This is a genomic window from candidate division WOR-3 bacterium, assembly GCA_039801905.1.
Classification (GTDB): domain Bacteria; phylum Hydrothermota; class Tepidihabitantia; order Tepidihabitantales; family JBDRVQ01; genus JBDRVQ01.
The window spans coordinates 89,783-108,148 of record JBDRVQ010000001.1; the positions used below are offsets into that span (position 1 = coordinate 89,783).

Genomic DNA, 18,366 nt, shown 5'->3' on the forward strand with positions numbered 1-18,366 from the left:
CGGGCGAGAAATCATCTTTTTACCTCCCCTTCCCCAACCGGTTGTACCGTTTCTAATTCCTTCTTCCTACTCTTCTTAAATTCCCAATGCTGAGAAAGGGCGGAGAAAGAGAGGAAAAGGAAACCAAGGGTATAGAGTAAAAGGAAAGGGGCGAGTGCCAATTCCCAATGGCTCAAGGCATAAATAAGGGTGAAGAGGAGGTAAAATCCCATCCCCATCTCTAAGAAGGTGATTTTAGAGATGGGGCTGAGATATTTCTTGTCCCGCAAACTCCCTTTCTTGCCCACAACCGAAAATTTCGGCGTGCGGGTGAATTCACTCTTCTTTCCCCAAAGGGCTTGGAGACAAGCCTGGGTGTTGATCAAGGAAAGGGAGACGAAGCCCCCAATCAATAGGAAAGCGACCAAAAACCAACTCTTTCTTCCTTTCTCTTTATTCCCATCCAACTTCTGAACCCGCCGGTAGGATAAGATATAGGTGATGGGATAAGGCAGGACAAAGATGGTGAAAAGGGAGAGGCTTAAATAGTAGAGGTTAACAACCCGAGCCTGGGAAGAAAGATAAACCGCCCAATAGCTTCCATAATGGTAAAGGGGATTGAGAACAATCTCAGTGTATTTAATTTTGGTAGCCACAATAGGAAAAGAGAGGAGGGAGAGGAAAAAGAGGATCGGATAGACCAAAGGAGAAGTGAGATGGGTGAAAGAGAAGAACTTTACCCGCCGGGGTAGTTTGGCTCGTAAAACCTCACCTAAGATCTTTTTGGCGACTTCTACCCCTCCCTTGGTCCAGCGGAACTGTTGTTTCTTAAATCCTTGAATGTCAATCGGCAATTCTCCGGGGCAGACAATCTCCGGCAGAAAGAGGATTTTATAACCTTTCAGTTGCGCCCGATAGGATAAATCAAGGTCTTCGGTTAAAGTATCATCCTGCCAGTTACCCGCAGCCAGAATTGCTTCCTTCCGCCAGACACCACAAGTGCCGTTGAAGTTAATGAAGAGATCAATCTGGGATTTTATATCCTGCTCAAAGAGAAAATGGGCATCTAAGGCTAATGCCTGACCCTGGGTGAGGATGGAGTAGTCACGGTTCAGATGCCCCCACCGGGTTTGGACCGCGGCAATCTTCTCATCAAGGAAGAAGTAGGGAATGGTCCTTTTTAGAAAATCCGGAGGCACAATAAAGTCCGCATCAAAGATGGCAATGAACTCACCCCGGGCGGAAAGTAATCCCTCCCGCAAAGCACCCGCCTTAAATCCGATTCGCTGGGAGCGGTGGTGGAGGGAGATATTATAGCCCAAACCCTTATACTCCTCCACCAAAGAAGCGAGAATGAAGGTTGTCTCGTCCGTGGAATCGTCCAGAATCTGAATTTCGTATCTCTCCTTCGGATAGTCCAAATTGGTAACCGAAGACAAAAGTCGCGCCACCACATATTTCTCGTTATAAATCGGGAGTTGGATAGTGACAAAGGGGAAGTAGTTTAAAGGAGGGGGAAATTTCTTCTTCTTATTTTTCCTATTTCTGGTTAGGTAATAGTAGAGGATGATATAACCGTGGGTCGCATAAAGGGATAAGAAAAGTAATAAGAGAAGATATAGAGCAAAAAGGAAAGATTCAATCATCTTTTCACCTCATATTTGATCCCTTCGGACAATTTTTCCTGCCATACATTCAGGAAAAGGTCCTTCTCTTTACCCTTCAATTCCAATTTCCAGGTTTTTATTTTACCATCCTTTTCTCTCTGGTCAAGAACTAAGGGGAAAGAGATTTTCTCTTCGCTTTCCAGAAAAAAATTTCCCTCCCCTTCTAATTTTGTATCCGGCGGTAGAGAGAGGATAATTTCCCCAGAAACAGGGAGTAGTTTTAATGCCTCCCCGGAGAGGAGAAAGAGACTGTCCCGGTAGAGGGCAAATTTCCCCGAGGAGAAGAGAAGTTTCAAAATCCTTTCCGGTAGTTCCTCTTCCAAGGTCAAAATACCCTTTTTGCCTTTTCTCTTTAAGTCGTAATTCACCTTGAGGCAGGAGAGCCTTTTTTTGATAATCTCTAAAAATTTTCTATCTTTGGGAAAAGAGAAGGTGAGGCGCAGTTTCGGCAAAAAGGGAATCCTTATCTCCCTCATTTCGTTATGCCGACTCAATTTTATCCGAAAGGCGACCTGAGCGGAAGAATCAAAGGCAAAAATTTCTGTAATCTTCCCTTTGTGGTAACGAATCTTTCCCTGCGCCTTCTCATTGCGCCACGAACCAAGGAATACCAAATTGGGGCGAAAGATTGTCTCCCCGGATTCCGGATTATCCGAAAGGAGGAGCGCCAAGATTTTGGTGATATCCGAATTTTCGCTTCGCACCCTCTTCTCCCAGCCGTTTTTCCCTAAGGTGTATTCCCAATCACCCGCCCCTTTATAAAGGAAGCGTTTGCTACCAGAAGGGAGGAAAAGTTTTTCTTCCCGCTCTTCCCTTCCCAGGAGAAGATTGGTATATCCGGAACCCTTCCCTTCCTTTTGGAGGGGAAGACTGCGGAACTGGTACTCGTAACGAAATCCCTTATAACTTTCTATCGTCTCCAAAACACCGGCATAGGTGAAAAGGGAAAAGAGGATTAAAATTCTTCCCCTAAGCGCAAGGTGAACTGCCATCTTTTATCTTTACCTCCGGTTAAAGGGTAAGAAAAGTCTACTCTCACCGGCAGAGGCGGGATATAGACCGCAATCCCAAACCCCCAGCCGAATTTTGTAAACCAAGATTCTTTCTTTTGCCATCTCCCCGCGCGGAGAAGAAAGGCACCGTCCAAAAAGACTCGGCCCATAATGTTACCGAAGGTGAGGGGGGGGAGTCCAAGTTTTATCTCCTTAATTAGAGGAAAACGAAATTCCGATTGAAAACCGGAAAGGAAGGTTCCCGTAGTGTCAATAAATTGGTAAGGGGCATAACCCCGGCAGATTTCTCCACTGATGTAAAAAGAATCCGGGTCTTTACCAAAACTCCCAATATTAAAAAGCCGCAGGGCAAGGGTATAGTCACTAAAGAGATTTTGGTAGCGGCGAAGATCAAGGTATTCCGTATAGTAGTTTTTAGAGAAGGGACTAATTTCAAAATTGAGGCGCGCCCGAGTTCCCTTATTCGGTCCGAAGAGGGTATAACGGGTATTATCAAAGACATAAGCAAAAAAATAGGGAAGGGAGAGGTAGGAAGAGGATTCCTGTAAAACCCATTCCCCCTCGGAGACTTCATAAATCCAAAAATTTAGGTTTCTCAGACCCAGCCCCATCTCCAACCGGTCCTCCCGGGAGAAGGGATAGGAAATCCCAGGGAAAATTCCCCGGTCGCGGAAGAGATAAGCCCGGTTGGAGGTCTCCCAGCCGTAGAGAAATTGATAAAGGGTGAAGTTATAATCAATCCGCTCTTTTAAGTACCAATAAGAGAAGTAGAAATTGGAGAAGTCAACTACTCCGGATAAATCGGTAAGAATGAAGAAGCGGTGGTCCCCTAAGATATCGGAAAGGGCAAGATAAACATAACCAGAGAAAAGCCCCTCACTTAAAGTCAAAGCCCCATAAGCATAATCCGCACCGAGGGTAAAACCAGTCCGTTCCCCTTCTTCAATAGAGGAGATGGTTTTCCCTTCCGGTGCCGTCTCCTTCTCTACTGGTTGGAAAACGGGTTTCATCTCTTCTAACTCTCCAATCCCAATTTCCCAAGAGCCGTTCTTAAAATAAGAGAAACATAATTTCCCGTCCGGGGTGAGGGAAAGGTCGGAGAAACCGCCGAAGAAGTTCGTCCGGAATAATTTCCCATTCTCCCAAAGATAAATCTGTTGATCCCCCGCCCGGAAAAGTAGTTCGCCAGAAGGTAAAAGGAAAGGGTCTCTAATCCCCGGGTGAGAAGGTCCGAAACGGAAGATGGTCTGGCTCTTTAAGATATATCCCCAAATCTCAGTCTCCTGGTAAACCTTCCTCTCTTCTATCTTTCTCTTCACAAAGATGATTGTCTCACCGGTTGGCGAAAAAGAAGGAGAGAAGTCATCCGCCCAATCCGAGGTCAACCGTTCAAGTTTACCCGTTTCCAGAGTGAAGAGATATAAATCGGAAAAACCATCCTTTAAGCCGATAAAGGCTAAACTCTTACCGTCCGGAGAGAAACTTGGTTCCGAGCACTCAGCCAGAGGTAGGAGAAATCTCTTCTTCAACTTAAAATTACCACTGAAAATTCTCAATTCCGATTTTCCTTCCCGGAGGGCAAATAAGGCAATCTCCTCCTCCCCTCCCGATGAAGAAAAGGCAATCACCCTCTTTAAGAAACGGATCTCCTCCCGCAGTGGCTTAAACTTCAGCCTTCTTATAACCTTTCCCGTAGTGAGCGCCAGATGGAGGGAGAAATCCCCCTTTTCATTAGAAAGGTATGCCACCTTATCTCCCTTTGGGCTGATGACGGGCCTTATATTAAAAACCCCTTTCCGGGAGTGGGTGAGGAATCGGAGGAGGGAGTCTTTTGCCCTTAAAGAATATGAGGGGAGATATTTTAACCGGAGATACTCCAAAAAGTCCTCACCTAAACTCTTGACCGATTTGCCAAAGGTCGCCTTTATCCCCTCGGCAAAACCTTTATTCTTCAAATTGAGGAGGAATTGGTGGGTCTTCCTTTCGCCGTAAATGCTTTCAATAAAGAAATAGAAAGCCTCCCCCAACCGGTAAGAGAGATAACTCTTATCCCTTGCCAAGTCTTCTAAGGAGAAGTTATTACCGACGAGATAATCCTGGAGATAGAGAGAAGAAAAACCGTCCGGACCTAAGAATTTACTCGCCGTGTATTCGCTATAACCTTCTAAGACAAATAAAGGAAGGTTGGGACCCCGGGCGATGAGAGCAGCACCTCTCTTAAATAAGACCTCATACTCATAGATGTGGGTCACTTCGTGACGTAAGGTCCTTTCCAGAAGGCTTAGGTCACCATCATAGGGAACAACCACCCTCCTCCTTAAAAGTTCGGCAAAACCCCCAATCCCCTCTTCAATTAGGTCTAAAATGATATTGGTCTCAGAGAAGCGCAAGAAGGAGTTATAAATAATGATGGGGGTCTTGTCCTTTTTTTTGAGGGAAAGGTTCTTTTCCAAAAATTGTGCCTGATCTTCAACGATAAACTGGGCAAAAGAGAGGAGATTTTCCTCTCCTTCTGGATAATAGATGAGAAACCGTTCGCTCTCCTTCACCCTAAAAGAGGTCTTTTCGTACTGGACCTTATTCTTTCCGAAATAATCCTGCTCCCCTCGGAGTTCAGATACTAAGAGGAGAGAGAAAATGATATTACCTAATAACCACCTTCTCATAGACTTCGGCCTTTTGGTTTAAGGTGAAAGAATGGGCGGTCATTTTGGATAAATAAACCCCTCTCGGTAAAGAGATGGGAAATTGGGCAGTATTCCGGCCACTCGGGAAGAAGGATTTAAAAGAATGGACAAACCTTCCGGAAAGGGTGAAGAGTTTCACCTCCACCAATGCGGGATAGGAGAGATTAAAAGATAAGAGAAGGTAGCCTTTTCCGGAGTAGGCTAAAGGTTCGGTAAGGGTAAGCCGGGGAAAGAGGGCAGTTATCACCTTTACCCTCTTCTCTCCATAGTTGAGAAGGTTGTCATAAGAAACGACCGTCAATTCTGTTGTCTCGGCGGAAAGGGTAATGGGTAAAGAGAAGGAGAAATTCCCCGAATAGGTCTCTTTGATTGCAGGGCTGAGCGAAACCTCCATCTGGTTAACAAAAAGACGGGGGTAGTAAAGATAAGGAGAGATAAAAATTCCCGAAGGGTCAGAAAGTTCTCCGGTTAAGAGAAAACTCTTGGGTAAAAAAGTAGTATCTTTTAACTCTTTCCCTTCGGCAAATAAACTTATCTTTGGACCTTCCCAATCAATAATCTCTCCTGGTAAAGTATCCCGGGCTATACTATCCCATAAGAAAAAATAAGAAGAATCTCCCTCCCGGATGAAACTATTTACCCGGGCGGTATTAGGGATCTCCCAATAGAAGTTATTAAGATCCCCGACTGTATCTAAGGGGAGGCCGGCCGGTGCCAAGAATTTCACTTCCAGAAAAGAACTTTTATCTTTCCCCTTCTGGGAAGCGATTCTAAAACCGGGCAGGATGTAATCGATCCGGAAGAGATGAGGCACTCCGTTATAATAGACCGTAGAAGTATATCTCCTCAGCCTCCTACCAGAAAAAGCCCTTGCGGAAAAGGTTCGCTCTTTTGCCAATCCCAAAGAACAGGAAAAAGTACTTAACCGTTTTGGCCTAAGGGTATCTCTCCTGAGAACCGGGAAATTGGCTCTCGGAGGGAGAGGGATTTTCAATGTCGGGTCGCCAAAGAGATGATAACTTATATCATTACGCTGGGCATAAAAGAAACTCTCACCCAGAGAAAGGCCGGAAAATAGAGAAGAGAGGAGAACCTCACATAACCTCTCATTTGTGCCGGGGCTTGATGCCTTTGTGCAGGCGATGGTAGCGATGAAACCATCCGGATTTCTCACCAGATCTTCGGCGATCGCTTCTCGGTATCTCCCCAATTCAAAATCATCAAAACGCCCCACTCCGCAACTTCCAAAATAGCCAAATGGGTATTGGCCGTTACTCTTTAAATTGAAGACATCTTCAATGTTGAGAAGTTGCTCGTGGGCAAGTCGAAAACCTGCGCCGTGACCAAAGTAAATCACCCCCAAAGCCCCATCTGCAATCTCATCCGAGAATGCCTTCCGGGCAAGAGGTTTATCCTTCACCGCCGAGAGGGGATATTCGGTAAGATAAACCTTCTTCACTTCAAAGTGGTTAGGTAATAACCTTTCTAAGTATTCACAACTCCGAATATGAACTCCCAGACCGGTATTATCCGGTTGGGAAGGGTCACCCAGATACTCATCATCCGCGACGAATAAGAAGCGTCCGACATAACTATCCGCCTGCCTCTCATACTTTTTTAGCTTTGCCAGATAATCCAAACCCTCCTTCTCATTGCGCACCGGCAATCTTCCTAAGATAAAGTTGGGATAAGAGGGAAAAACTAAATCCGAGGAGTCCGCATACCAAGCATCCAGAGCTAAGGGATAACGCTCGTAAACATTATAATCAAAACCACTCCCGTATTCGTAAGGGGGAATTTTGGGCTTCGCTTCACTAAAAAGGTTTCGGTAGTCATAATCGCCATCTCCTAAAAGGAGGCCGTAAACCGGTCTCTTCTTCTTAAAAAACCTTTTTAAGGCATAGGGTTCTTCAAGACCAAAGAGATAAAAATCGTAAATGTCCTCTAAAAGAGCATACTCAACCGAAAGCGCAGAACTTCTTCTTTTCTCCTGGGCAAAGAGATTAGCCAATCGGGAAAAAGGTTTTGGTGCCACAATCAGAAAGTCAGCCGAAAGGTGGGGCAGGGGAGAAGAGGATAAATCTTTCCTTTCTAACCCTAAGACCTTCCGCGCTTGAGAGATCGGAGAGAGGAAGAAGAAACTGGAATCCCTTTGGCTAGTGAGGAAGAGCGTATCTCCCTTTTTTTCTCCTAATAAAAACTTGGGTGAGAACGGGTCAGAGACATCAACAATAAAAAGGTCTTTTTTAGTCAAAAACCAGAAGTCGCCCCTTTTAGGAGTGAAGACTTCCCCACAGGAAGTTATCTCCCTCTTAGGTAGGAGGGTGAACTGAAAAAAGTCAAGAAAACATCCGGCATCTTGAGCGGGATCCTTTTCTACCCTTAGGGTGATGGATAATCTCCCCTCGGAGAGGGGAATTGGGTAGTTAATAGTTATTATCTTCCCCTGCGGCAGGCCGGCGGCTGGGATAAAAGAAGAGTCTAAAAGAGAACCATTCCCATAGGTGAGAAGGGAGAAATTGCGCGCCGGAGAAAAAATTTTGATGGTTAAGGAAATTAAACTTTCACTTTCGGGGAAGGAAAAGGTAAAGGTCTTCGGTTCCAAAGAGATCTCTTCCCAGAGCCATAAGGTTCCTCCCCGGGGAGGACAGAGGAGTTCTTTCTCAATATGACGCTTGGCGAAGATGGGAATTCTCTCTCCCGAAAGAGAAGGGGAGATTACCTCCATCCTTTTTCCGGGTTCCGAGGAATGGGTGAGCCAGTAGTAGTTATAGCGGGAGAAGATGTCTTGAAAATATTCTTTCCTCTTCTCATCCCATCTTGAGACCCCCTCACCATAGAATAGGATATAATCGTCATCGTCAAATTTCCCGTCCCCCCCGGTATAGAGATAGATTGGGATTTCTATCATCGTCTCCGGATAAAAGACCGGCGGTAAAAACTTCCCGATATTAAATAACTTAAACCCAATCGGATTGACCGTAGAGGGATTAAGACCTACCTTCTTTAACTCTTTTCCGGTAATCTTATAAAGACCAGAAGAATCAATCTTTATCTTATACCAAACCGGATACCGAGCGAAGAAGTTATCCTCTTTTTCTGGCGCCGCCTTTTTCCTCAAGGGGGGAGGTGAACCGGTTAGAGACTCTTCTGGGAAGTACTCATCAGAAATCCCGAGGCGAAATTCTTTTGTTTCCGAAATCGCCGGGTAGTTGTCAGAAATTGGGAAGAGAAAGAGAAAGGCAAAAATTAACATTCAAACCAGGGGAGTTTTCCCCTCCGGTCTTCCCTTCGGTAATCCGGTAGGATTAAAGGACTTTTTCTGTCCGGGGGGATCCCAAGTTCCTTTAATTCCTTATGGAACTTAACCAGATGATTTAAAGTGAGGGTTTTGCTCTGGTTTTGGTGAGGGAGACCGAAAACAATTTGGGCGGCTTTCCTTCCTGCCCTCTGGCCAAAGACCAAAATGTCCAATAGGGAGTTTCCCATCAAACGATTCCGGCCGTGGACCCCACCTGTCACCTCCCCGGCGGCTAAGAGGTTGGGGACGGTCGTTTCCCCATCAGGATTGATTAAAACCCCACCGTTCTGGTAATGCTGGGTGGGATAGGTTAAAATTGGCTCCTTTCTCATATCAATCCCGAATCTCTTAAATTGGCGGAACATAGCGGGCAATTCCCGCTCAATCGTCCCCGGCCCACCCTTCATCTCAATCAAAGGTGTATCAAGCCAGACCCCTAAATTTCCCGAAGGGGTTCTTACCCCTCTCCCCTCTAAACATTCCCGGATAATGGCGCTTGCCACACAATCCCTCGTCTCCAATTCGTAGATAAATCTCTCCCCATTTCTATTCACCAATTGCGCCCCAACTCCTCTCACCTTCTCGGTAATTAATTGGCCAGAAATCTGTTCTGGAAAGGCGACTCCGGTTGGGTGGTACTGAATCGTATCAATGAAAATAATTTTTGCCCCAATCCGGTTCGCCAAGACCAGCCCATCAGCGGTCGCTCCATAATGGTTAGAGGTGGGGAAGTTTTGGATATGTAACCTTCCCGCCCCTCCGGTGGCTAAGATTGTCACCTTACTCTGGATCACGACCTCCTCTTTCGTCTCTAAATTGATAAAGACCGCACCCGTACATCTCCCATCTTCATCGGAGAGGAGTTCAATGGCGGCTAAAAATTCAAGAACCTTTATCTCCTTATTCCAAACCTCATCCTTCAAAATGCGCATTATCTCCATCCCGGTATAATCCTTAGCGGTATGCATCCGCTTCCGAGAAGTGCCGCCTCCGTGAATGGTCACCATCGTCCCATCTTCTTTCTTGTCAAACATCATCCCCCTCTCTTCCAACCAAGAGATGATCTTGGGACCAGAAAGAACTAGTGTCTTCACCAACTCCGGTATATTCTTAAACCCACCGCCCCCCATCACATCTAAGTAGTGAATTGCTGGGGAGTCATTCTCCTTATCCGCCGCCTGGATCCCTCCCTGAGCCATAATGGTATTGGAATCACCGAGCCGCAACTTTGTCACCAGAATCACATCCTTTCCTCCCGACTCTAAGAAGGAGAGAGCCGCCATTGCTCCGGCACCACCGCCCCCAATCACCAAACAGTCACACCGAAAATCCGGTTCTTTCAATCTCTCCTCAGGATTTAAGAAGGAATATGATTCAAGGAGGTCGGCTATCTCGTTCACCGCCATCTCCCCTTTATTCACCCCAACCCTTAAAGGTCGCGCCATCCCCGGTTTATAATCGGGATGGAAGGATTTCAAAAGGGACTCCTTTTCTGATGGAGGAAGTGGCGGGAAAACCTCACCTATCCTCTTCTCCCGAGTCCTCTCCAAAGCTTTGATACTTTCTATCATTTCCTGGGTATAGAGCATCGCTCCTCCTAAACTTCAATCTCCCTCTTCTGATACCTCTCCTTCAGCAAACCGACCTCCAGGCGCATTAAATCTTCTATCTCTTTATCAAACTTTCCTTCGGCGATCTCCTGTAAACGGACTTTTAAATGACCCGCTTTCTTTTGGATGTGAGCCCCATAAAGGCGGCGCGCCAAAAGGGCAACATAATATTGAACAATCTCCGCTGGACAGCGGGAGGCGCAGAGCCCACAGAGGATACAATCAAAGGAAAGTTCTGCCACCTTTTCTATATCCCCCCGGATTGCCGCATTGATATACTCCATAACCTTAATATCTTGAGGGCAAACCTTATTGCAACTGCCACAGGAGATGCAACGGAGGATTTCGGGATAGAGACTGATTATCACCTCTGGTCTCGGAGAGAGTTTTTGAATGTCGTATAACTTCTTATTCGCGGGATAGAAGGGAATCTGGGCTAAATACATCCCTTCTTCTACTATGTCTTGGCAGGCAAGACCAACTTTTAACCGATAGGAATCCTTTTTTCGGTAAACAGTACCGCAGGCTCCACAGAATCCCCCTCGGCAACCCGCTCCCCGGATATAGAAAAATCCCGCGTACTCTAATGCTTTCATAATTGTCTGACCCTTGGGAACCCTATACTCCTTCCCCATAACGAAGATGGAGATCTCTTCCATAACTTACCCCCGGCGGATGGCGTATCTTCTCACCCCCTCCTCGTAAAGGTCATTCCCGTAAATATCATTAACGACAATCACTGGGAAGTCTTCCACCTCCATCTCGCTCACCGCCTCCGGTCCCAAATCTTCATAAGCGATTACCTTATAACTTTTAACCTTTTTCGCCAAAAGGGCGGCGACGCCCCCAATCGCTGCAAAATAAACCCCCCTATTTTTCTTTAACGCCTCAACCACTTCTTTTGACCGGTTACCTTTCCCGATCAGTCCCTTCACTCCATAAGCGAGAAGAGTTGGGGTGTAAGGGTCCATTCTTTCCGAAGTGGTGGGACCGCAGGGACCGATAGGATATCCGGGTTTTGCGGGACAGGGTCCTACATAGTAGATAACCGCCCCTCTTAGATCAAAAGGGAGTTTTTCCTTTTTCTCTATTGCCTCCACAAGCCTTTTATGGGCCTGGTCTCTTGCGGTATAGATGATACCAGAAATGAGACAGGAATCTCCTGCCTTTAACTTTTCTACCACCTCTTCGGTAAGCGGTGTCTTTAATGAAAGGTTTGCCATCTTATCCTCCTTAAATAATTACTTCCTTATGCCTTGCCGCATGGCAGTTGATATTTACCGCTACCGGCAGAGAAGCGATATGACAAGGGAAAGAAGAGATAAAGACTGCCAAAGCGGTAGTTCGCCCACCAAACCCCTGAGGTCCAATTCCCAAGTTGTTTATCTCTCTTAACCACTCCTTCTCTAAGTTATCATAAAAGGGGTCGGGATGGGAAGAGCCAATCTTACGAAGGAGTGCCTTCTTCGCTTGGAGGGCACACATCTCCATCGTGCCACCAATTCCCACGCCGACAATAATTGGCGGGCAGGGGTTAGCACCACTTCTTGCCACTCGGTCAACAACATACCTTTTAACACCTTCTATGCCTGCGGCCGGGGTGAGCATCCTTACCTCACTCATATTCTCACTTCCTCCACCCTTAGGCATTACGATAATTTTTAACCTATCCCCGGGGACAATCTGGGTATAAATTATGGCGGGCGTATTATCTCCGGTATTCTTGCGCCGTAAAGGACAAGAGACTACCGATTTCCTTAAATAACCTTCCTTATAACCCTTCCTTACCCCCTCGTTGATCGCCGAATCTAATGAACCTTTAATCTTCACCTCTTCTCCCATCTCCACGAAGACGACCGCAATTCCGGTATCCTGACAGATTGGGAGCATCTCTTTTTCTGCCACTTCGGCATTGTTCAAAATCGTTTGCAAAATCTCCTTTCCCAAGGAAGATTCCTCCTGGGGGATAGCGGAACGGATTGCCGAGCGCACATCCTCGCCCAAAATGCAGTTGGCCTCAATACACAACCGGGCAACCTCTTCAATAATTTTCTTCTCTTCTATCTCTCTCATAGTTTCTCCGGTTTTAACACCCAAACCTCACCCGCAGCGGGGAGGTCTTCTTTCTTTATCTCTATTTCCGACTTTTCTAAAAAACGGCAGTTCTTCTTCCCCTGCAAAAAGTCTTCCACCGGAGAGATGGGAAAATCGCAGGCACTTGTCTTATAATGCATCGGGATGGTAATCTTCGGTTTCAATTCCATCATTATCTTTGTCGCTTCATTCGGGGAAATTGTAAAATAACCACCCACCGGTAGCAAGAGAATATCAATTTCCCCCATCTCTCCCCTCACCTTCTCCGGGAGCGTTTCGCCCAAGTCACCCAAGTGGGCAATCCTCATCCCTTCCAGCTCGAAGATAAAGATGGTATTTCTCCCCCGCTCCTTCCCTGTCACCGCATCGTGGTAGGTAGCGATGCCTTTTATCTTAATCCCGGCAATCTCTTCTTCCCCTTCCTTTCGCACCACCTTAGGATTTCCCTTTATCCCTTCTAAAAAGTTATGGTCTTCGTGGTCGTGACTGATAGTCACAATATCCGCTACTTCGTTTATCGGTTTATAATTCAGAGATCCAAACGCCTTTGGTTTGTAAGGGTCAGTGATGATTCTCTTGCCGGCGCCGGTGATAAGGAAGGAGGCGTGCCCTAAAAATTTTATCTTCATCTTCCCTCCTAATTAAGAGGTAGAACCGATACCTTCTTCTTATCTTTTCCTACCCAATCAAAGCGGACAATCCCTTCCTTTTTCGCAAAAAGGGTGAAATCCTTGCCCATCCCCACATTCTCTCCGGGTAGAAAGCGAGTCCCTCTCTGCCTGATGATGATGTTCCCAGGTTTTACTATCTGACCGCCAAAAATCTTTACCCCCAGTCTCTGACCGGGAGAATCTCTACCGTTTCTGGAAGAACCTTGCCCTTTCTTATGAGCCATAATTCCTCCCTTAAAATTATCTTCTTCCCATTATAAGACCCTTTTGGGAGATGTCAACTATTTATGGTGATAAATTATTTTTCGCGTCTCCCTCTTCTCTCCTTGGAAAGAGAAGAAGTAAATACCGGTCTCCCTTTGGTTGACGGGAGACCAAGAAAAGGGGCAGCGGGAAGAGAAGAAGTAAGACCCTAAGAGATTACCTTGCACATCGTAGATTTTTAATGTTCCGCTCTCCGGGGGAAAAAAGGTGACCGATTCGGAAAAGGGATTGGGATAGACTTTTAACATAGACCGGCGCTTCTCCCTCTTCTCCTCTTTAATCCCTACACCATCAAATATGACGGTGATGGTAGAACCATTGGTATTGGAGATATAGACCCGATTTTGGCTCTTCGCCCAAGTGATTTTCTGCGGTCCGGAACCAACCCGCAAGGTAGCGATTACAGAGTCGCGTTCACAAGCGAGGATAGAGACTGTAGAATCTCCAAAATTGGCACAATAGAGGCGATTGCTGAGGGAGTTCCAAAGCAAAGCTTTGGGGTTAAGGCCAACTTCGCAATTCCTTAAAACCTGGTCGGTCGCTCCATCAATCACCGTCACCATATTCTGGACATAACTGGCAGAATAGATTTTATTATCAATTGAATCGTAGGCTAAGTCTTCGGGTCCTCGGGCAACCGAAAGATTAGCAATCACAGTATCCCTTTGGCCACTAATGATTGTTACCTCATTACTCACCCGATTGCCCGCATAGATTTTATTATTTCTCATATTGAATGCCAGATTGATTGGTCCTTGACCCGCCCCAATTCTCTTTACGATACTATCTCTTACTCCATCAATCACCACCACATCGTTCGTATTCCGGTTGGCACAATAGACCTTATTATTCAAACGATTCCAGAGTAAGGCGGTGGGATTTAAGCCGACCTTTAAGGTCTTAATCACCTGATGGGTATTGCCGTCAATAATGGAGACACTTCCGCTATCATGATTGGCACAATAGATTTTATTATTCTCTTGGTTTAAGGTTAAGGCAATCGGTCCTTTCTCAACGGGGATGGTGGTGATCACCTGGTTGGTTAGACAATTGATGACGGAGACAGTGTTTGAATTGTAATTGGCGCAAAAGAGGCGATTGGTGGCTAAATTGAGGAGTAAGGCGGAAGGGGTTTTGCCCACGGTAATCCGACCGGTCACTTGATTATTTGTGGCATTGATGAGAAAGAGGTTATCCGAACCGGAGTTGGCGATATAAAGTAGATTATTTCCGGGATGCCAAACTCCCGAATGGGGGGTAACCCCAACAGTAATCGTAGTGATATTACTCGTGTTGGAGATGACCGAAACCTCATGGCTTAACCGGTTGAGGCAATAGAGAAGTTCGCTTCCCGAGAGGGGAAGGAGAAAGGAGGGCTCTTGGCCAACCGGGATGTGGGTGAGGAGGCTATTCGTTGCCCCATCAATCACGGAGACGGTATTGGCTCCCGAATTGGCGCAATAGATCTTATTAAGAGAGGGATGCCAAGAGAGAAATGAGACATTGCTGCCCGTGGCGACGGTGGCTAATAACTGGTCATTCTCCCCATTGAAAATGGAGACACTTCCCTGCCAGCGATTGGCGCAGTAGTATTTATTATTGGTTTGATTATAGGTGACCGAGACGGGATAACTTCCCACTGAGACTGTGTTGATTACCGAATCGGTCTCACCGTTAATCACCGTAATGGTAGCGCTTCCGGAATTGACGCAGTAGACCCGACGGTTGATGCTATTCCAGGCGAGGGCGACCGGACCGGTGCCCACAGAAACCTCCCCCCGGACGATGTTCGTTGCCCCATCAATCACGGTGATGGTATTGGAATAACGATTGGCACAGTAGACCCGATTCCGATAGGGATTCCACAGGAGGGCTTGGGGAGAGTTACCGACATTGACGGTGGTGATGGTTCGATTATTCGTCCCGTCAATAATCGTCACCGTATTGGAACCGCTATTGGCACAATAAATTTTATTATTCGTAGCATTTAGAGCCAAGGCGGTAGGATTTTGTCCCACCGGGATTGTGGTGTCAATGCGGTCGGTCGCTCCATCAATCACAAAGAGGAAACTGTTCCCTCCAACACTTGTGCCGTAGATTTTATTGTTTAAGTGGTTAAAAAGCAAGGCGGTGATGTTTCCACCAATTGTTACCTTCTTCACCTTCTCTTGATTCTCAGGGTTAATAATTAAAATCACGCCGCCTCTTTCCCCAGCCACATATAACTTATTATTCGTTGGATTATGGGCGATGACCTGAGGGAAGAGAATTCCGGAGAGACTGTCGGGAAGATAGATGGTCTTCTCTATCACCTGCGCGGATAAGATGGTGAAGAGAAAGAGAAAAAATATAGTTAATCTCTTATTTTTCATAAATCCTCCAAAAAGGTATCTTATCAAGATTGGGAATTTTTTCAAGTCTTCAATCAAATCTTAAAGAGAGAGAAATCCTTTCCGAGGCACCAACATAACCATAATCAAAATAGGTGGCATCAATGACGAATGAGATATTGCGGGCAATCTTTCGGGCGTAACCAATCCCAAAGGAAATCCCTTTCCAACTTCCCAGATGATAACCCGTTTGGTAACCGGCTCTCAAATACAATTCCTCAGATTTTTGGGGGAGGTTATTTAATTTTAACTCTCCACCAAAAGAGAAGTTTGGCTTCTGGTCAAGGGCAAAAAGACAGTCGGAAGCGAAAAGGAGATAGTGGAGAGAAATCGGTATCTTATAGGCGAGCCCCAGACGGAGATTGGTCGGGAGGCTACTTTTCTCGGTGCTAAATTTCTGGGGTGTCCCGAGATTAAAAAGCCCGGCTCCCAAAAATAGATTTTTCTTCGGAGAATATAGTCCCCCCCCATCTAAAGCGAAAGAATAAGAGAAGAAGGTGTCAAGGCGTGCTCCGATTCCCTTTAAGGCAAAACCCAAGGAGAGATTGGTGAGGGGGCGAAAGGAGAGGACGGTGGTGAAGAGAAAATTATTGAAGTAGTATTCGCCTATCTCTTCTCCCAAGTCATCCCTCCTTGTGTCCTTAGCGGAGAGTAAAGCCATACCGATCCCACAACCCAATCTCTTTTGCAGAGGGAATTTCACTCCCAGGGCGCCATAGGTGATGTGAGAGAATAGGTTCATCATCATCAGAGTGGCATCAAATTTCGGAAAAAGGGCAACGCCTCCTGGATTCCAAAATATGGAGTGGGCATCATCAGCCACTCCGGTAAAAGCGCTTCCCATTGCCACAGGCCGGGCACCAATCCCCAACTTTAAGAAATTATAACCCGTCTCCCCGGGGCCGTAACCGAATAGATCCCAGAAAAGGAAAAAGAGAAAACACAATCTCGCTTTTCTCTTCATCAGAGATTAACTCCCAAAGTATAACCTTCCCTTCCCAATTCCAAAAAGAGAAAAGAGAGGTTAAACCCCAGCCGAGCCTTAGAGAGGAGATAAAATTTTGAGAAATAGGTCTTCTTTTGGAGTAGGTCCTCAATCAATTCCCCCCGGAGATTACTAATTGAGAAGCCAAAAAGGAGATAGGGTTTAAAGCGTCTAATTGGATAACCGAGGGAAGTGAAAAAACCAAGGGAGTGACCAAGTTTTATCTTATAAGTTCGGTAAGGATTTCCAGGGAGGAAAATGAAATTGGGAAGAACAAATCCGTAGCGGGCTCCAAATTTCCATTCCGGTCTTTTTAGGATGGGATAAGTGAAAGCAAGGTGACAGAGTCCTTTATTCCCACTCTCTTCGTTTTCCCCATAAAAAGAACAACCGAAGGAGAGACGCGATTTTTTAAGAGCAGGAGAAAGGAGAATAGACCCCCCCCAATTTTCAGAGCAGTAATCGGCGAGGAGCGCGAAAAAGGTGGGGGAAGATTTTTCCGCCCAGTGGGAAAGGGAGGAAGCGATTTCCTTTAATCCCTCTTGCCACTCATTGGAGGTTAGAATAGTTATTAAGAATAGGGTGAAGATCACCGACAATTATAATAGATAAACTTAAAAAGGCAAGGATCTGTACTGTTTACAGAATCGTGAACACCCCAAAATTCGGAAAGGGTCATCTTATCTAAAAATACAGGGAGCGTTTCTTTAAGATCCTCCCCAATCTGGAGACTTTTATAAAATCCTTACGGATTAACTCCAAGAGATAAAAATCGGCCCTGAGATTTATCCCTCTCCTCAACCACAAGCATAAATCCCTCCTTTTCGGTTTAAGATGGATTTAGCCATAAAAAATTTTACCAAGGTTTTTTGAAAAGCCTTTTGAAGTATTCTTAGACCTATAACGCTTGCAGATGCCCATTGACATAGGAAATTTTATCTCCTATAATGATTTATGACAATCTTAATCATAATTTTAATTCTTATTGCCTTATATCTCCTCTTCACTTATAATTCCTTAGTGGTGAAGAAAAACCGGTTGAAAAATGCCTGGTATCAGATTGATGTCCAACTGAAAAGGAGATACGACCTCATACCAAACCTGGTGGAGACGGTAAAGGGTTATGCCGCACACGAGAAGGAGATTTTTGAAAAGGTGGCGGAGGCGAGGGCGAAGGCGATGGGGGCTAAGAGTCCAAGAGAAGTAGCCGAGGCGAACGAAGGTTTAAGCGCAGTCTTAAAGACCCTCTTTGCGGTGGCGGAAGCCTATCCGGCTTTGAGGGCGAGTGAGAACTTTATCCGGTTACAGGAGGAACTCGCGGCGACGGAGAATAAAATCGCCTTTGCCCGGCAGTTTTATAACGATACGGTGATGGCTTATAATGTCGCCTGCCAACAATTTCCATCCAACATCGTCGCCCGGATTTTCAACTTCCAATTAGAAGAATTTTATTCTCTTCCCGAAGCGGAGAAGGAGGCACCCAAGGTTAAGTTTTAGAGCGATGTCCAGTGTCACCTTTTACGACCTCATTGCCAAGAATAAAAGATTAACCTATCTTTTCATCTTTATCATCAGCCTCTTCCTCGGTTTTGCTGGCTATCTGGTAGTGAAGATCTTCAATTGGGGAACTGCGGGTTATATCTTTTTTGGCTTTTTCATTATCTTTTACAATCTCATTCTCTATTACAATTCGGCAAAAATCATT

The 18,366-nt window shown here is 45.8% G+C and carries 15 protein-coding genes; 2 read left to right on the forward strand and 13 right to left on the reverse strand.

The window, feature by feature from the left end:
• Nucleotides 1-11: 11 nt before the first annotated feature.
• The 13 genes from ABIL00_00475 to ABIL00_00535 are packed head-to-tail and all read right to left on the reverse strand — an operon-like array spanning nucleotide 12 to nucleotide 17,254.
• Nucleotides 12-1,625, reverse strand: coding sequence for a glycosyltransferase (locus ABIL00_00475; GenBank protein ID MEO0109239.1), 1,614 nt, complete (start codon nucleotides 1,623-1,625; stop codon nucleotides 12-14).
• A complete protein-coding gene (locus ABIL00_00480; GenBank protein ID MEO0109240.1) occupies nucleotides 1,622-2,638 on the reverse strand; it encodes a hypothetical protein in 1,017 nt (338 codons plus the stop codon). Before ABIL00_00480 ends, ABIL00_00475 begins: the two co-directional genes overlap by 4 nt.
• Nucleotides 2,602-5,325, reverse strand: coding sequence for a hypothetical protein (locus ABIL00_00485; protein ID MEO0109241.1), 2,724 nt, complete (start codon nucleotides 5,323-5,325; stop codon nucleotides 2,602-2,604). Before ABIL00_00485 ends, ABIL00_00480 begins: the two co-directional genes overlap by 37 nt.
• Nucleotides 5,303-8,602: a C25 family cysteine peptidase gene (locus ABIL00_00490; GenBank protein MEO0109242.1), complete on the reverse strand. Its 3,300-nt coding sequence runs from the start codon at nucleotides 8,600-8,602 to the stop codon at nucleotides 5,303-5,305. Before ABIL00_00490 ends, ABIL00_00485 begins: the two co-directional genes overlap by 23 nt.
• Complete coding sequence (locus ABIL00_00495; GenBank protein ID MEO0109243.1) at nucleotides 8,596-10,236, reverse strand: FAD-binding protein; 1,641 nt, start codon at nucleotides 10,234-10,236, stop codon at nucleotides 8,596-8,598. Before ABIL00_00495 ends, ABIL00_00490 begins: the two co-directional genes overlap by 7 nt.
• Before the next feature lie 8 nt (nucleotides 10,237-10,244).
• On the reverse strand, nucleotides 10,245-10,916 hold the full coding sequence (locus ABIL00_00500) for a 4Fe-4S dicluster domain-containing protein (protein ID MEO0109244.1): 672 nt from the start codon (nucleotides 10,914-10,916) through the stop codon (nucleotides 10,245-10,247).
• Between the two features lie 3 nt (nucleotides 10,917-10,919).
• Entirely contained in the window at nucleotides 10,920-11,480 is a 561-nt protein-coding gene (locus ABIL00_00505) for a Fe-S-containing hydro-lyase (protein ID MEO0109245.1), read from the reverse strand.
• Between the two features lie 10 nt (nucleotides 11,481-11,490).
• Nucleotides 11,491-12,330, reverse strand: a complete 840-nt coding sequence (locus ABIL00_00510; protein MEO0109246.1) for a fumarate hydratase — start codon at nucleotides 12,328-12,330, stop codon at nucleotides 11,491-11,493.
• Complete coding sequence (locus ABIL00_00515; protein ID MEO0109247.1) at nucleotides 12,327-12,980, reverse strand: MBL fold metallo-hydrolase; 654 nt, start codon at nucleotides 12,978-12,980, stop codon at nucleotides 12,327-12,329. Before ABIL00_00515 ends, ABIL00_00510 begins: the two co-directional genes overlap by 4 nt.
• 8 nt (nucleotides 12,981-12,988) lie before the next feature.
• Complete coding sequence (rpmA, locus tag ABIL00_00520; protein MEO0109248.1) at nucleotides 12,989-13,246, reverse strand: 50S ribosomal protein L27; 258 nt, start codon at nucleotides 13,244-13,246, stop codon at nucleotides 12,989-12,991.
• Between the two features lie 57 nt (nucleotides 13,247-13,303).
• A complete protein-coding gene (locus ABIL00_00525; protein ID MEO0109249.1) occupies nucleotides 13,304-15,658 on the reverse strand; it encodes a hypothetical protein in 2,355 nt (784 codons plus the stop codon).
• A 49-nt stretch (nucleotides 15,659-15,707) separates the two neighbouring features.
• Nucleotides 15,708-16,640, reverse strand: coding sequence for a PorV/PorQ family protein (locus tag ABIL00_00530; GenBank protein MEO0109250.1), 933 nt, complete (start codon nucleotides 16,638-16,640; stop codon nucleotides 15,708-15,710).
• Entirely contained in the window at nucleotides 16,640-17,254 is a 615-nt protein-coding gene (locus ABIL00_00535; GenBank protein MEO0109251.1) for a hypothetical protein, read from the reverse strand. Before ABIL00_00535 ends, ABIL00_00530 begins: the two co-directional genes overlap by 1 nt.
• Nucleotides 17,255-17,615: 361 nt before the next feature.
• On the opposite strand from ABIL00_00535, the gene ABIL00_00540 reads away from it, so the two are divergent.
• On the forward strand, nucleotides 17,616-18,158 hold the full coding sequence (locus ABIL00_00540; protein MEO0109252.1) for a LemA family protein: 543 nt from the start codon (nucleotides 17,616-17,618) through the stop codon (nucleotides 18,156-18,158).
• 4 nt (nucleotides 18,159-18,162) lie between these two features.
• On the forward strand, nucleotides 18,163-18,366 hold a 204-nt coding region (locus ABIL00_00545; protein MEO0109253.1), incomplete at its 3' end, for a zinc metalloprotease HtpX.

Excerpts from the sequence above, each read along its gene's own strand:
- ABIL00_00510 (MEO0109246.1), bottom strand. The coding sequence starts at position 12,330 with ATGAGAGAGATAGAAGAGAAGAAAATTATTGAAGAGGTTGCCCGGTTG.
- ABIL00_00500 (MEO0109244.1), bottom strand. The coding sequence starts at position 10,916 with ATGGAAGAGATCTCCATCTTCGTTATGGGGAAGGAGTATAGGGTTCCC.
- ABIL00_00525 (MEO0109249.1), bottom strand. The coding sequence starts at position 15,658 with ATGAAAAATAAGAGATTAACTATATTTTTTCTCTTTCTCTTCACCATC.
- ABIL00_00485 (MEO0109241.1), bottom strand. The coding sequence starts at position 5,325 with ATGAGAAGGTGGTTATTAGGTAATATCATTTTCTCTCTCCTCTTAGTA.
- ABIL00_00530 (MEO0109250.1), bottom strand. The coding sequence starts at position 16,640 with ATGAAGAGAAAAGCGAGATTGTGTTTTCTCTTTTTCCTTTTCTGGGAT.
- ABIL00_00480 (MEO0109240.1), bottom strand. The coding sequence starts at position 2,638 with ATGGCAGTTCACCTTGCGCTTAGGGGAAGAATTTTAATCCTCTTTTCC.
- ABIL00_00475 (MEO0109239.1), bottom strand. The coding sequence starts at position 1,625 with ATGATTGAATCTTTCCTTTTTGCTCTATATCTTCTCTTATTACTTTTC.
- rpmA (MEO0109248.1), bottom strand. The coding sequence starts at position 13,246 with ATGGCTCATAAGAAAGGGCAAGGTTCTTCCAGAAACGGTAGAGATTCT.
- ABIL00_00515 (MEO0109247.1), bottom strand. The coding sequence starts at position 12,980 with ATGAAGATAAAATTTTTAGGGCACGCCTCCTTCCTTATCACCGGCGCC.
- ABIL00_00495 (MEO0109243.1), bottom strand. The coding sequence starts at position 10,236 with ATGCTCTATACCCAGGAAATGATAGAAAGTATCAAAGCTTTGGAGAGG.
- ABIL00_00490 (MEO0109242.1), bottom strand. The coding sequence starts at position 8,602 with ATGTTAATTTTTGCCTTTCTCTTTCTCTTCCCAATTTCTGACAACTAC.
- ABIL00_00540 (MEO0109252.1), top strand. The coding sequence starts at position 17,616 with ATGACAATCTTAATCATAATTTTAATTCTTATTGCCTTATATCTCCTC.
- ABIL00_00505 (MEO0109245.1), bottom strand. The coding sequence starts at position 11,480 with ATGGCAAACCTTTCATTAAAGACACCGCTTACCGAAGAGGTGGTAGAA.